The following is a 14244-nucleotide window of genomic DNA, read 5'->3' on the forward strand; positions in this document are numbered from 1 at the left end:
CGGCTTTGGCGGCGGGGACCTGGAGGTGACCATGACTCCGTCCAAGGGAGCCCCGATCCGATGCGCCCCGCCGTGCGACGTCGGGTCTGTGGTCCGCCCGGACGCCCCTTCCGGCCGGCCCGGGCCGTTCCCATATGCCGCGCATGACGACGAAGACGACGACGACCGAGACGTCCCGCGACCAGGAGGACGCCGCCCCCGGACCGGGCGCGACGCTGACGACGTACTATAATGGTGCCTGTCCGGTGTGCCGGACCGAGGTCGAGCACTATCAGGACATCGATGCCCGCCGGGGCCTCGGCCTGGGCTGGCAGGACGTGAGCCAGGATGTCGGCCCGTTGGCGGCGCACGGCATTGATCCGGACTCGGCGACGAAGCGGCTGTACGCGATTGACGAGGCGGGCCGGCTGCACGCCGGCGTCGACGCCTTCATCCAGGTCTGGCGCCGTCTGCCGCAATATCAGTGGCTGGCGCGGGTGGTCTCGTGGCCGGGGATGCGCTTTGTCGCCGTCGGGGTCTACGAGGGCGTCCTGGCGCCTGTCCTGTACCGCTGGAATCGCTGGCGTCGGCGCCGTCGGCAGGCGCAATCCACTTGATTCAATCGTACAATTTGACAATTCCCGTTTTTTTGGGTGGATTGTAGCCGCACCGAAACGAGGCCGGCCGTGCCGGTTTTGTTCCTGACGTTCCGCAACGGAGACCACTCGTGCCCATCCAGTCCAAACACCCCGAGACCCTCGCCGTCCACGCCGGATTCCGCACCGCGCCCGGCACCCACAGCGTGGCGGTGCCGATCCACCAGACCACGTCCTATCAGTTCGAGAGCACCGAACACGCCGCCAATCTGTTCGCGCTCAAAGAGCTGGGAAACATCTACAGCCGCATCATGAACCCCACCTGCGACGCGTTCGAACAGCGCGTGGCGGCCATGGAGGGCGGCGTGGCGGCGCTGGCGCTGGCGTCGGGGCAGGCGGCCAGCACCTATTGCGTCCTGAACCTGTGCGAGGCGGGGGACAACTTCGTCACGTCGACGGACCTGTACGGCGGGACGTGGAACCTGTTCGCCAACACGCTGCGGCAGATGGGCATCGAGGCGCGCTTCGTCGATCCGACCGATCCGGAGGCGTTCCGCCGGGCGGTGGACGAACGCACCCGCCTGTTCTATGCCGAGACGCTGCCGAACCCGAAGCTGAACGTCTTCCCCATCGCCGAGGTGGCGGCCATCGGCCGCGAGCTGGGCATTCCGCTGGTGGTCGACAACACCTCGGCGCCGGTGATCTGCAAGCCGCTGCAGATGGGCGCGGCCGTGGTCATGTACTCGGCGACCAAGTACATGGGCGGCCACGGCACCAGTATCGGCGGCATCGTCGTCGACGGCGGCAACTTCGACTGGGAGGCCTGGGGCGACCGCTTCCCGACCCTGAACACGCCCGACCAGAGCTATCACGGCGCGGTGTGGACCGAGGCGGTCAAGCCGCTCGGCCCGATTGCCTTCATCATCCGGATGCGCGTGATCCTGTTGCGCGACATCGGCGCGGCGATGAGCCCGTTCAACGCCTTCCAGGTGATTCAGGGGATCGAGACCCTGCCCCTGCGGATGCGCCAGCACTGCGAGAACGCCATCCTGACGGCACGGTTCCTGCGCGACCATCCGAAGGTGACGAAGGTCATTCACCCCAGCCTCCAGGACGGCGAGATGCGCCGGCGCGCCGACTCGGCCTTCACCGGGGGCGGTTACGGCGCTCTGATCGGGTTCGAGCTGGACGGCGGCACCGAGGCCGGCCGGCGCTTCATCGAGGCGCTGGAGTTGTTCTATCACGTCGCCAATATCGGCGACGCGCGTAGTCTGGCGATCCACCCCGCGACCACGACGCACTCGCAATTGGCGCCGGAGGACCAACTTGCATCCGGCGTGTCACCGGGCTATGTCCGTCTGTCGATCGGGATCGAGCATCCCGACGACATCATCGCGGACTTGAGCCAGGCATTGGAGAAAGTGTGAGCGGACTGACCGTCGTCAATGGCCTCGGACATTTCCCGAGGACCCGGCCGCGGCGCCTGCGCGGCGCCGCCTGGTCGCGCAATCTGGTCGCGGAAACCCATCTCAGCGTGTCGGATCTCGTCTGGCCCGTTTTCGTCATCGAGGGCGAGGGCCAGCGTGAGTCGGTGACGTCGATGCCCGGCGTCGAACGCTTGAGCATCGACCTGCTGGTGGACGCCGTCGGCGAGGCGTCCAATCTTGGCATCAAGGCGTTGGCGCTGTTCCCCAAGGTGGACCCGTCGCTCAAGACGTCGGACGGGCGCGAGGCCGCCAACGCGGACAACCTGATGTGCCGGGCCACCCGGGCGCTGAAGGCGGCGCATCCCGATGTCGGTCTGTTCTGCGACGTGGCGCTGGACCCGTACAACAGCGACGGCCACGACGGCATCGTGCGCGACGGTGTCATTCTCAACGATGAGACCGTCGAGATGCTGATCAAGCAGTCGGTGGTCCAGGCCGCCGCCGGGGCCGACGTGATCGCGCCATCCGACATGATGGACGGGCGCATCGGCGCCATCCGCGACGCGCTCGACCAAGCCGGCTTCACGCACGTTCAGATCATGAGTTACGCCGCCAAGTACGCGTCGGCCTACTACGGTCCGTTCCGCGACGCGGTCGGCTCCGGTGGGGCGCTCAAGGGCGACAAGAAGACGTATCAGATGGATGCGCGCAACACCGACGAGGCGTTGCGCGAGGTGGCCATGGACCTCGACGAAGGCGCCGATTCGGTCATGGTCAAGCCGGGGATGCCCTACCTGGACATCGTCCAGCGCGTGCGCGAGACCTTCGCCGTGCCGACGCTGGTCTATCAGGTCAGCGGCGAGTACGCGATGATCAAGGCAGCCGCCGCCAACGGCTGGCTGGACAACGACACCGCCGTTCTGGAAAGCCTGATGGCGTTCAAGCGGGCCGGGGCCAACGCCGTGTTCACCTATGCCGCGCTCGAGGCCGCGCGCCTCTTGAAAGGCTGTTGAGCCGGGCCCTTGGTGTGATCGCGCCCCTGTTCAATCCAGCCGGAAACCCGTAGGGTCGGCAGACCGGATGCGCCGTCCGGCAGGCGGCGCTTCGGCGGAGTCCCAACTGTTTACGCCGGGCCTTCGGTCATGCGCATCGACATCGTCTTTGACACGGTTTGTCCGTGGTGCTTCGTCGGCAGCCGGCGTCTGACCCACGCCCTGGCGATGCGCCCGGGCGTGCCCGTGGACCTGCGCTATCACCCCTTCCTGCTCAATCCGGACATGCCGCCGGGCGGCATCGAACGCTCGCTCTACCTGGAGCGCAAGTTCGGCGGCGGGCATCGCGCCCGCCGGGTGCTGGAGGCCGTCACCATGGCGGCCCGGGGGGCCGGGGTGACGTTCCACTTCGAGGCGATCAAGCGAATGCCGAACTCCGTCGACAGCCACCGCCTGCTGCGGGTGGCACAGGAGGAAGGCCTGATCGAACCGGCGCTCGACGCCGTGTTCCGCGCTTTCTTTCAGGAGGGGCAGGATATCGGCGACCGGTCCGTGCTGCTGCGGATCGGTGAGGCGGTCGGCCTGAGCCCGGCCCTGGTGGAGGCCGCGTTCGAGCGCCCCGCCGCCATCGCCGAGATCCGCTCGGCCAACGCGCGCGCCCATGCCATGGGCATCAGCGGCGTGCCGAGCTTCGTCTTCAACGACAGCTATGCCATCGCCGGCGCGCAGGAACCGGATGTCCTGTTGCGCCTGATCGACTTGGCACTGGAAACCCAGGTGCGCGACCCGGTGACGGTGAGCTGAGGCGCGGGCTACGGGCAGCGGTCCAGCCTCTCGGTCGCGCCCAGGGCCTGGATCAAGGCGGCGACGCCGAGCCCGTTCACCGGGTGGCGCCAGTCGGGGGCCACGTCGGCCAGCGGCACCAGCACGAACGCGCGCTCGGTCATGCGCGGGTGCGGCAGGATCGGCGCCGCCTCGCGCACCATGCCGTCCATGTCCAGCAGGTCGAGGTCCAGCGGCCGTGCGGCATTGCGCGTGCCGTCGCGCCGCCGGCCGAAGGCTGCTTCGATGGCGTGCAGGCGCGCCAGCAGCATCGCCGCGTCTCCCTCTGCGAAGGCGACGCGCGCCACGCCATTGACGAACCACGGTTGATCCGATGGCGGCACGGGGGCGCTGCGGTACCAGGGCGAGCACGCCAGCACGCGGATCCCGGCGTCCGGAAACGCGGCCAGGGCGCGTTCCACCGTCTGGCGCGGCGAGCCGGCGGGGCCGGGCAGGTTGGATCCCAGGGCGACCAGAATCATGGGGTTGTGGTCCGTGTCTCGGGTCGCCAAAAGCTCTTGAACCGGAGGGGCGGACTCCCTAATTTACATAGGGTATAGCTGGTGCAATTTCGCGACCGGCCCATTTCAAAACGATATTTGGCGAGAATTGTCGGCAAGACCATTGTCGCAGAATCGTGCATTAGGGATCCGACTGTATGATTTTCTATCCTCAGGAACGGATCGGCCTGTTCATCGACGGGTCGAATCTGTATGCCGCCGCCCGCTCCCTGGGTTTCGACATCGACTACAAACGCCTGCTTGACCTGTTCGCCGCCAAGGGCCGGCTGATCCGGGCCTTCTACTACACGGCGCTGGTCGAGGACCAGGAGTATTCGCCCATCCGCCCGTTGGTCGACTGGCTGGACTATAACGGATACACCATGGTCACCAAGCCGACCAAGGAATTCACCGACGCCATGGGGCGGCGCAAGATCAAGGGCAACATGGACATCGAGCTGGCCATCGATGTCATGGAAATGGCCCCGCACCTGGACCACATCGTGCTGTTCTCGGGCGATGGCGACTTCCGCCGCCTGGTCGAGGCGGTGCAGCGCAAGGGCCTGCGCGTGACCGTGGTCAGCACGGTGCGCTCGCAGCCGCCGATGGTCGCCGACGAACTGCGCCGGCAGGCCGACAACTTCCAGGAATTGCAGGACCTGGAGCCCAGCATCTGCCGCAGCCAGGTGCAGCGAGAGCCGCGTGAACCCCGTGAACCGCGCGAGCCGCGCGGCGAAACACGGGAACCCCGCGAGCGCGCCGAACCTCGCGAGCCATCGCAGATCCTCAGCAGCCAGGACGTGGACACGACACCTCGGTGAGGGGTGGAGCCGTGGGGCAGGGGACGGCGCCAGAGCCGGACTGCGCGCTGTGTCCGCGCCTGGCGGCCTTCCGCGCCGCAAACGCGGCGGCGTATCCCGACTGGTTCAACGCCCCGGTGCCCTCGTTCGGGCCGCCGGACGCGCGCCTGCTGGTGGTCGGTCTGGCGCCGGGGTTGCGCGGCGCCAACCGGACCGGGCGACCCTTCACCGGGGACTTCGCGGGCGACCTTCTGTATGCGACGCTGCTGGAGCGCGGCCTGGCCGAAGGGGTCTACGCGGCCCGTGCCGGCGATGGGCTGACGCTGTCGGGCTGCCGCATCACCAACGCGGTGCGCTGTGTCCCGCCGGAGAACAAGCCGACGACCGGCGAAATCAACACCTGCCGTACGTTTCTCGCGGCCGAAATCGCCAGCCTGGCGCATCTGCGCGTGATTCTGGCGCTGGGCAAGATTGCCCACGACGCCGTGATTCGCGCGTTGGGCCTGCGGCTCAGCGCCCACTCGTTCGCCCACGGCGCGGCCCATGCCCTGCCGAACGGGCGACGGCTGTTCGACAGCTACCACTGCTCCCGCTACAACCAGAACACTGGCCGCTTGACCCCCGACATGTTCCGGGCGGTGGTGGATGCGTGTGTGGCGGTGTTGGACGAATGAACCGGGGGTGAGTCTTCCCTGTCGGTGCAGGCTTGCGCGTTCGTCCATTTGTAACGACATTATACATGCATGACAGAGAATGGGGAACGGCCATGCCGCGCGTCAGTCAGCATCCAAAGGCGGCAACCTTCAACTTCCGGGTCGACCGGGCGTTGAAAGCGGCCTTTACACAGGCGACGGAGGCCGAGGACAAGCCGGCGGCCCAGGTGCTACGCGACTTCATGCGAGCCTATGTCGCGCGTAAGAACCGGTCCATGTTCGAGGCGGAGGCCCAGCGGCAGTCGCGCGAAGCGGCGGCACACGCCGAGGACCCGGACAGCGACGAGGCCCGGTCTCTCAAGGACCTGGAAGTTCTGCTCGATGAGGACGACTTCGCCGCCGAGTGGACGGCATGAGGCGTGGAGACCTGGTGACCATCGCGGTTGGCGGGGATTACGGCAAGCCCCGTCCCGCCCTGGTGATCCAGGATGATACGTTCTCCGACCTTAGCGCCGTCACGGTGTTGCGCCTCACCAGCGAGTTGAATGATTGGCCGCTGTTCAGGATCACCGTCGAGCCAACACCCGAAAATGGCCTGCGGAAGCGGTCGCAGGTGATGATCGACCGGTGTGTTGCCCTACCACGGGCGAAAGTTGGAGCCGTGTTCGGACATCTTGGCGTCGACGACATGGCGGCGGTCAGCGAAGCCCTCTATCGGTTTTTTGGGTTGCGCGACAGCGGGTCGTGATGAGGCGGCCGCCCCCTACAACCGCTTGATGGGGATACCGTGCCGGCGCAGGGCGTAACCCACCTGGCGCGGCGTCAGGACGCCTGCTTTTGGGCCGTGCCGGGCATGGGAATCGGGCGACCCATGTCCTTCGCGGCGTCGATCCAGTCCGCGATGGCATCCTGGATATTGACGGCCGCCTCCTGCGGCGTTTCGCCGTCCGACATGCAACCTGGAAGATCGGGCACCTCGGCGAGGTAGCCCCCTCCATCGGCGTCAGACAGCGGCGTGATCGTGATCGCGTATTCCACAGGTGTCATGACGGGTGGGCCTCCACGCATTCAATGAAAGACACAAGCCTTCGGATGTAGACGGCCTTGATGGGGCGTCGGGCCGGAATCGTCAGAATATGGGCCTGCGAGGGGTGGCGGATCTTGAAATGGGATCCTCCGCCCCGGGGCGGCACCACCTCAATATCATACGCCCTGCAAACAGCTTGAACATCCGCAATCGTCCAGTCGGCACTGGGCTGGTCTTTCATTTTTCGGAAGTGCTTGTTCATGGCATCGCAATCTTCAGGAATCGGGTCGGCGTCGACGCTCAGGCGACTCCCTACAACCGCTTGATGGGGATCCCGTGTCGGCGCAGGGCATAGCCCACCTGGCGCGGGGTCAGGCCGAGCAGGCGGGCGGCCTTGGCCTGCACCCAGCCGGTCTTTTCCATGGCCGCGACCAGGCGTTCGCGATCGGGCAGGCGGCCGGAGCCGCCACCAGCATCATCGCCGTCGCTGGCTTCGTCCGCTCCCGTCTCGGCGGCCGGGTCCGGGGCCGGGGGCGGCGCGGGAGCCGGCGCTGGCGAAGCGGGCGGGCCGGGGCTGGTGCACGAGGCGCACCCGGCTCCGGTGCCGCCCGCCGTGCCGGACGGGCACGGCCCTCCCGGCGCCGGCGAGGCCAGCCCGCCGACGGCCTGCGTGGGACCCTGCACCTCGCGCCACAAGGCCGAGGACAGGCACCCCGCCTCGCGGCAGGCGAAGTCCTGGGCGCCGATGACATCGCCGCGCACCATGGTGGCGACACGAGTGATGCAGTTCTCCAGTTCGCGCACGTTGCCGGGGAAGGCGCAGCCGCGCAGCAGGTCCAGGGCTTCCGGGGCCAGTCCCAGGTTATCGCCGTTCTCTTCGTTGAAGCGGTCGAGGAAGTGGCGGGCCAGGGGCTCGATGTCCTCCGGGCGGTCGCGCAACGGCGGCAACACCAGGGTCACGACGTTGATGCGGTAGTACAGGTCGGCGCGGAACTCGCCCCGCGCCACGGCCTCTTCGAGGTTGCGGTTGGTGGCGGCGATCAGGCGCACGTCGACCTTGCGGGTTTTCGACGAGCCCAGGCGCTCGAACTGGCCTTCCTGTAGCACGCGCAGCAGCTTGGCCTGGAAGGCGGCGGAAATCTCGCCGATCTCGTCCAGGAACAGGGTGCCGCCGTCGGCCATTTCGAATCGGCCCTTGCGCTCGGCGTTGGCGCCGGTGAAGGCGCCCTTGTCGTGGCCGAACAGTTCCGACTCCAGCAGCGTGTCTGGCAACGCGGCGCAGTTGACGCAGACGAACGGCTTGTCGGACCGAGGGCTGACCTGATGGATGGCGCGGGCGACCATCTCCTTGCCGGTGCCACTCTCACCGCGCAGCATCACGGGCGCGCGCGTCCGCGCCACATGGCGCACCTGATCGAGCACGGCGCGCATGGCCGGGCCACGGCCGATGATCTCCTTGAACCGGGGCGTGCGACCGCCGGGGCCGGTCGCGCCGGCCGTGGCGTTCGGATCGGCACGGACCCGTTTTTCCAGCCGCGCGGCGTCGGCCAGGAGCGTCCGGCGATCGGCGGCTACCAGACGATGCAGGCGCACCGTCTGTCCGATCAGGTTGCCGACCATGGCCAGGAATCGCAGGTCCTCGTCGAACGAGCGCGCCGGCGGGCCGTCCCATTCCCGTTCCACCGACAGCGTGCCAAGGGCGGTGTCGCCGGCGCGGATGGGGACACACAGGAACGACACGCGGTCGGTCTCCAGGCAGCCGGAATGTTCGGCGTAGGCGGCGAAGCGCTCATCGTCGCTCAGACGGCCGACCAGCAGCGGCAGGTTCGAGCGGTACACCTGGGCGGCGGCCTCCAGGGGGTAGGCGCCCTGTCCGCCGCGCGCGATCTCCAGCGACTGGCCGACCGTGCCCACGATCGCCAGCGGGGCGGCCTCGCCAACGCCATCGGTCGCCGGCTCGGGGGCCAGGGCGATGGTGCCGCGCCGCATGTCCAGGTAGGACGACAGCACGTTCAGCACGTCCCGCAACGTCGCGTCCAGGTTCAGGGACGCGGAGAGGATCTTGCTGATCTCGTACAACGTCAGCAGCGGCATGGCGCTCGACGTCGGGGTGTTCTCGCCCGAAGGGCCTGGAGAAGAGGATAGCTCGCGCGGGGGGTGCGCATCCATGGGCGATGCTCCGGAGCTGGCAATGTGTGCATCGCACCATGATGCGACGTTTCTGCCTTAATAGCAATCACTGTTGGGGCCGTCACGCAATGTTGCCTAAGTCATAGGCACATTTTCCAGGGGCGCGGAGGCATGGGCACGATCCCAGACCTACGGTAGCGCGTCCAGGGTCCGCCTTCTACGCCTTTTGATGTCGGCGACGGCGTTGGGCGGTTCGTCCGGATATGGTTCGGACGCGACTCCACGAGGCCCGGCGTGGATCCGAGGTCGGCAGACAGCCGCGGCCGGCAAACGCGACAGACACACGCAAACGGGGGCGCCCGCCAAGGCGCCCCCGTTCAACGTCACACGACAGAGAGATCGTCAGGTGTGTTCGGATCAGCCGAACTTGAACTGGATGCCGTAGCCGCCGCGCGGGTAGTTCCAGTCCAGTTCGCCGGAGCCGGCGGTCAACACGCGGCAGGTGCCGCATTCCATGCAGCCGTCGGGCATCACCTCGACGGTGCCGTCGTCGGCCATCTGATAGCAGCCGGCCGGGCAGACCTTCACCAGGGTTTTTAGCACGTCCGACGGAACGGTGTGCGGTGCGATGCAGACGTGCGGGTTGCCCTCGTCCACCTTGTAGCGGTTCTGGAAGAGCTTGTCCTCAACCTTGACCGATTGGCTTTCCAACATCACGAAACTCCTTGGATTGGGCCGAGGACCGGCCGGTCTGATGCCTGGGGGACCCAATCTGTCGGGCACCCAATCAATCTGGACCCATTGTGTCTCTCCGGGCGCCAACTTTGTAATTAAAAATCCCGCCAGAGGGAAGCGTTATCAGCACCGGTTGGATCGAAACCGGATCGGGACGTGTTGGCGCGGTCGGATGTTACCCTTCTGTGTACGCCAGATGCGGATTGAACTCAATTCTTTTGTTCGCAGGTGCGAGATGCGGGCGACGCTCGCCGCCCGCGCTCGCACCCGCGCCGCCGTCAGCGGGTCAGGTCATAGCTGATGCCGGGCTGTTCCGTATCCCGGTCGACCTTGTCCAGCACCGCGTCGAGCAGGGTGACCAGGACCCGCAGGCCCCCCTGGTAGCCCATGGTCGGGAAGCGGTGGTGGTGGTGCCGATCGAAGATCGGGAACGTCAGGCGGATCAGCGGAATGCCGAGGTCCTGTTGCAGGAACTTGCCGTGCGAGCTGCCGATGACGAACTCGGCCGGCTCGGTGGCCAGCAGGGACCGCAGGTGCCACAGGTCCTTGCGCGACCACACCTGGGCGTCCTTGCCGAACGGCGAGTCCGCCAGCAGGGCCTTCATCTTCTCTTCCCACGCCGGGTTGCCGTTGGTGGCGAGGCAATGCACCGGCTCGACACCCAGGTCCAACAGGAACGCGGTCATGCCGTAGACGAAGTCCGGATCACCGAACACCGCCATCTTCCGGCCATGCAGCCAGGCCTGGCTGTCGGTCATGGCGTCGACCAGGCGGCCCCGCTCCACCTCCAGGCTTTCCGGGATGGGCTTGCCGGTGATCTCCGAGACCGCCATCAGGAAGGCGTCGGTCGCCGTCACACCCATCGGATAGTGGAAGGACTGGGTCGTCTGGCCGGTGTCCTCCTTGACCATCTCCAGCGTCTTCTCGCTGCACCAGTGCTGCAGCGACAGGGTCGCCTTGGCGTTGCGGGCGGCCTTGATCTCGTCGATGGTCGTGCCGCCGGCGTACATGCGGTAGGTGCCGTCCGTTGGCGTGTCGAAGACCTCCGAGACGTCCGAGATCATCGTCATCTCGACCCCCATGAGGTCCATCATGCGCTTGATCTCGCGGTTGTTGGCGACCGCGTAGCCGTCGAAGCCGGGGACGATGTTGATGGCCTCGCCCGGAGTCGGATCACCCTCTTCCTTGTCCCAGAAGTAGGAGACGATGCTCTTGACCATGACGTCGTAGCCGTTGACGTGGCTGCCGACGAAGGCCGGGGTATGCGCGAACGGAACCGGGAACTCCTTACTGAAGTCGTTCTTTTCCTTGGCCTGGATGATGAACGAGTTGAGGTCGTCGCCGATGACCTCGGCCATGCAGGTGGTCGAGACGGCGATGATTTTCGGATCGTACAGCGCCGAGGCGTTGGCCAGCCCGTCCACCAGGTTCTGCAGGCCACCGAACACGGCGGCGTCCTCGGTCATCGAGGTGGAGACCGCCGCCGACGGCTCCTTGAAGTGGCGCGCCAGGTGCGAGCGGTAGTAGGCCACGCACCCCTGCGAGCCGTGCACCATCGACAGGCACTGGTCGAACCCGGCGGCGGCGAACACGGCGCCCAGCGGCTGGCAGGCCTTGGCCGGGTTGATGGTCAGGACCTCGCGGGAGAAGTTCTTTTCGCGGTAGTCCCAGCCCTTGGTCCAGTCGGCGATCTCCTGGACCTTGTCGGACGGGTGCGGGCACTCGAAGGCGTCCCGCTTGGCCTCAAACATGGCCTCGTATTCCGGCTCCCGGAACAGCGTGGCGTGATCGAGCACGCGATCAGCGTTCTGTGGCATTGTCGGATGTCTCCACGCGAGAGGGATCAGGAAGCGGCCTTCCAGGGGGCCTTGGTCAGGCCCCAGACCGGGCTGTTGACGGCCATGTCCATGTCGCGGGCGAACACCACGAAGCCGTCATAGCCGTGATAGGGGCCGGAGTAGTCCCACGAGTGCATCTGGCGGAACGGCACGCCCATCTTCTGGATGGCGTACTTTTCCTTGATGCCGGAGCCGACCAGGTCGGGGCGCAGCTTCTGGATGAAGTGGTCCAGCTCGTAACCGGTCACGTCGTCGTAGATCAGTGTGCCCTCTTTGACGTACGGGCTGGTGCGCTTGTAGTCGTCGCCGTGGGCGAATTCATAGCCGGTGGCGATGATCTCCATGCCCAGGTCGTCGTAGGCGGTGGCCACGTGCCGGGGCCGCAGGCCGCCGACATACAACATCACCTTCTTGCCTTCCAGGCGCGGCTTGTACTTGGCCAGCACCGCGTCCATCATCGGCTCGTACTTGGCGATGACCTCCTCGGCCTTCTTCTGGATCGTCTCGTCGAACTGGGCGGCGATGGCCCGCAGCGACTTGGCGATCTGGGTCGGGCCGAAGAAGTTGAACTCCATCCAGGGCACGCCGTAGGTCTCTTCCATGTGGCGGCAAATGTAGTTCATCGACCGGTAGCAGTGGATCAGGTTCAGCTTGGCCTTCGGCGCGTGTTCGATTTCCGACAGGGTGCAGTCGCCCGACCACACGGCCACCACGCGCAGGCCCATCTCCTCCAGCAGACGGCGGGAGGCCCAGGCGTCGCCACCGATGTTGTAGTCGCCGATGACGTTGACGTCGTAGTCGGTGCCGCCCTCGGTGTTGGCGTTGTCCTTCAGCACCCAATCGCGGATGGTGTCGTTGGCGATGTGGTGGCCCAGCGACTGCGACACGCCCCGGAAGCCCTCGCAGCGCACCGGCACGATGGTCTTGCCGATGTCCTTGGCCTTCTTCTTGGCCACGCCCTCGATGTCGTCACCGATCAGGCCGATCGGGCATTCCGACTGGATCGTGACACCCTTGTTCAGCGGGAACAGGCTCTCGATCTCGTCGATCATGATGCCCAGCTTCTTGTCACCGCCGAAGACGATATCCCGCTCCTGGAAGTCGGAGGTGATCTGCATGGTGACGAAGCGGTCAACGCCGGTGGTGCCGGTGTAGTAGTTGCGGCGCTGGGACCAGGAGTAATGGCCGCAGCCCACCGGACCGTGCGAGATGTGCACCATGTCCTTGATCGGACCCCACACCACGCCCTTCGAGCCGGCATAGGCGCAGCCGCGAATGGTCATGACGCCGGGGATGGACTTGACGTTGGATTTCACGCCGCAGCTCGGGCTCTCCTCGCCCTCGGGCGTGCGGGCCACGGCGAGGTGCTTGGAACGGCGCTTGGCGAACTTGTCGGGATAGGCGGACAGGACTTCGGCGATCAGATCCTCGCCGGAAACGGAGCCGCCCGGAGTGTCCAGAGGGGTCATGGTGTCCTCCAGTGAAGACGAAATGGGAACGGACAGTCGGTGGGAGGGGCCGGACTGAAACGGACGACCCCTCCGGGACGCCGGGGGAACGCGGGAGCGGAGGCCGCCCGGTTACGCCATGGCCTTTTCCTTGGCCTCCAGTTCGGCGATCTGCTGGTCCTCGGACTTCATGATGCCGAACTCGATGAGCATTTCCTCAAGCTCGTCCATGCTGACCGGGGTGGGGATCACACCCTTGCCCGAGTTCTCGTGAATCTTCCGGGCCAGCTCGCGGTATTCGTTGGCCTGGTTGGAGTCCGGCGCGTACTGGATGACCGTCTGGCGGCGCAGCTCGGCGTGCTGCACGATGTTGTCGCGCGGCACGAAGTGGATCAGCTTGGTGCCCAGCTTGGCGGCCAGGGCCTCGGACAGCTCCAGTTCCTTGTCGGTCTTGCGCTCGTTACAGATCAGGCCGCCCAGGCGCACGCCGCCGGAGTGGGCGTACTTCAGAATGCCCTTGGCGATGTTGTTGGCGGCGTACAGCGCCATCATCTCGCCGGACATGACGATGTAGATTTCCTGGGCCTTGTTCTCGCGGATCGGCATGGCGAAGCCGCCGCACACCACGTCACCCAGCACGTCGTAGGACACATAGTCCACGTCGTCGTAGGCGCCGTTTTCCTCAAGGAAGTTGATGGCGGTGATGACGCCACGGCCGGCGCAGCCGACGCCGGGCTCGGGGCCGCCGGATTCCGTGCACTTGATGTCCTTGTAGCCGATCTTGACCACGTCCTCGATCTCCAGGTCCTCGACCGAGCCGGCCTCTGCGGCCAGGTGCAGCACGGTGTCCTGCAGCTTGGTGTTGAGGATCAGGCGCGTGGAGTCAGCCTTCGGGTCGCAGCCGACGATCAGGATCTTCTGGCCGAGTTCGACCAGGGCCGCGAGGGTGTTCTGGGAGGTGGTGGACTTGCCGATGCCGCCTTTGCCGTAGAAGGCGATCTGACGCAGTTTCTTCTCCATGAGTGTCTCTCCAGTTGCAAAGGTCGGGGACCGAGGGAGGAACGGCCGGTCCGGTGCCTGGGTCCCTCATGGGCAAGGTCCGTGCCAACCCGGAGCGCGGCTCGCGTCAGACCAATAAAATCGCGTAGAAACAAGGCATTGCGGGCCTGTCGTGGGGGTTCGGGGGCACCGATCCGCCCTGTTCGGAAGGCGACAAAGCACCCACACCCCATGTCGGGATCGACACAGGCCCGGCCCTTTTGTCGTTTCGTGTCCGATGCGAGTTCCGCCGCGTGTT

The 14244-nt window shown here is 66.4% G+C and carries 16 protein-coding genes; 8 read left to right on the forward strand and 8 right to left on the reverse strand.

What is annotated here, in order from left to right; translation table 11 throughout:
* Positions 1-143 precede the first annotated feature (143 nt).
* The 4 genes from Q0309_RS07620 (at position 144) to Q0309_RS07635 (ending at position 3798) form a co-directional block, all read left to right on the forward strand.
* The gene (locus Q0309_RS07620; RefSeq protein ID WP_299439142.1) at positions 144-596 is read left to right on the forward strand and encodes a thiol-disulfide oxidoreductase DCC family protein; all 453 of its coding nucleotides are present in this window, start codon (positions 144-146) and stop codon (positions 594-596) included.
* 110 nt (positions 597-706) lie between these two features.
* Positions 707-2002, forward strand: a complete 1296-nt coding sequence (locus tag Q0309_RS07625) for a PLP-dependent transferase (RefSeq protein ID WP_299439144.1) — start codon at positions 707-709, stop codon at positions 2000-2002.
* Positions 1999-3015: a porphobilinogen synthase gene (hemB, locus tag Q0309_RS07630; protein WP_299439146.1), complete on the forward strand. Its 1017-nt coding sequence runs from the start codon at positions 1999-2001 to the stop codon at positions 3013-3015. The genes Q0309_RS07625 and hemB overlap by 4 nt, the downstream gene beginning before the upstream one ends.
* 129 nt (positions 3016-3144) lie before the next feature.
* Positions 3145-3798, forward strand: a complete 654-nt coding sequence (locus tag Q0309_RS07635) for a DsbA family oxidoreductase (protein ID WP_299439148.1) — start codon at positions 3145-3147, stop codon at positions 3796-3798.
* Positions 3799-3806: 8 nt separating this feature from the next.
* On the opposite strand, the gene folK is transcribed toward Q0309_RS07635, so the two are convergent.
* On the reverse strand, positions 3807-4298 hold the full coding sequence (gene folK, locus Q0309_RS07640) for a 2-amino-4-hydroxy-6-hydroxymethyldihydropteridine diphosphokinase (protein WP_299439150.1): 492 nt from the start codon (positions 4296-4298) through the stop codon (positions 3807-3809).
* Between the two features lie 176 nt (positions 4299-4474).
* On the opposite strand from folK, the gene Q0309_RS07645 reads away from it, so the two are divergent.
* The 4 genes from Q0309_RS07645 to Q0309_RS07660 all read left to right on the forward strand — a co-directional run bounded on the left by Q0309_RS07645 (position 4475) and on the right by Q0309_RS07660 (position 6517).
* The gene (locus Q0309_RS07645; RefSeq protein ID WP_299439153.1) at positions 4475-5137 is read left to right on the forward strand and encodes an NYN domain-containing protein; all 663 of its coding nucleotides are present in this window, start codon (positions 4475-4477) and stop codon (positions 5135-5137) included.
* Between the two features lie 11 nt (positions 5138-5148).
* The gene (locus tag Q0309_RS07650) at positions 5149-5790 is read left to right on the forward strand and encodes a uracil-DNA glycosylase (protein ID WP_299439155.1); all 642 of its coding nucleotides are present in this window, start codon (positions 5149-5151) and stop codon (positions 5788-5790) included.
* Between the two features lie 65 nt (positions 5791-5855).
* Positions 5856-6185: a hypothetical protein gene (locus Q0309_RS07655; protein ID WP_299439157.1), complete on the forward strand. Its 330-nt coding sequence runs from the start codon at positions 5856-5858 to the stop codon at positions 6183-6185.
* Positions 6182-6517, forward strand: coding sequence for a type II toxin-antitoxin system PemK/MazF family toxin (locus Q0309_RS07660; protein WP_299439243.1), 336 nt, complete (start codon positions 6182-6184; stop codon positions 6515-6517). The genes Q0309_RS07655 and Q0309_RS07660 overlap by 4 nt, the downstream gene beginning before the upstream one ends.
* Positions 6518-6591: 74 nt before the next feature.
* Here the strand turns inward: Q0309_RS07660 and Q0309_RS07665 are convergent, their stop codons facing one another.
* From Q0309_RS07665 to nifH, 7 genes are all read right to left on the reverse strand, one after another.
* Entirely contained in the window at positions 6592-6816 is a 225-nt protein-coding gene (locus tag Q0309_RS07665) for a type II toxin-antitoxin system HicB family antitoxin (protein ID WP_299439160.1), read from the reverse strand.
* Complete coding sequence (locus Q0309_RS07670; RefSeq protein WP_299439162.1) at positions 6813-7058, reverse strand: hypothetical protein; 246 nt, start codon at positions 7056-7058, stop codon at positions 6813-6815. Before Q0309_RS07670 ends, Q0309_RS07665 begins: the two co-directional genes overlap by 4 nt.
* Positions 7059-7108: 50 nt before the next feature.
* Entirely contained in the window at positions 7109-8965 is a 1857-nt protein-coding gene (gene nifA / locus Q0309_RS07675; protein WP_299439164.1) for a nif-specific transcriptional activator NifA, read from the reverse strand.
* Positions 8966-9343: 378 nt separating this feature from the next.
* Positions 9344-9640: a ferredoxin family protein gene (locus Q0309_RS07680; RefSeq protein WP_299439166.1), complete on the reverse strand. Its 297-nt coding sequence runs from the start codon at positions 9638-9640 to the stop codon at positions 9344-9346.
* Between the two features lie 299 nt (positions 9641-9939).
* On the reverse strand, positions 9940-11478 hold the full coding sequence (nifK, locus tag Q0309_RS07685) for a nitrogenase molybdenum-iron protein subunit beta (protein WP_299439168.1): 1539 nt from the start codon (positions 11476-11478) through the stop codon (positions 9940-9942).
* A gap of 26 nt (positions 11479-11504) precedes the next feature.
* Positions 11505-12968, reverse strand: a complete 1464-nt coding sequence (gene nifD / locus Q0309_RS07690; protein WP_299439170.1) for a nitrogenase molybdenum-iron protein alpha chain — start codon at positions 12966-12968, stop codon at positions 11505-11507.
* 111 nt (positions 12969-13079) lie between these two features.
* The gene (gene nifH / locus Q0309_RS07695; RefSeq protein ID WP_299439172.1) at positions 13080-13967 is read right to left on the reverse strand and encodes a nitrogenase iron protein; all 888 of its coding nucleotides are present in this window, start codon (positions 13965-13967) and stop codon (positions 13080-13082) included.
* Between the last annotated feature and the right edge of the window lie 277 nt (positions 13968-14244).

Origin of the sequence: uncultured Rhodospira sp. (assembly GCF_937138205.1) — a bacterium.
GTDB lineage: Bacteria > Pseudomonadota > Alphaproteobacteria > Rhodospirillales > Rhodospirillaceae > Rhodospira.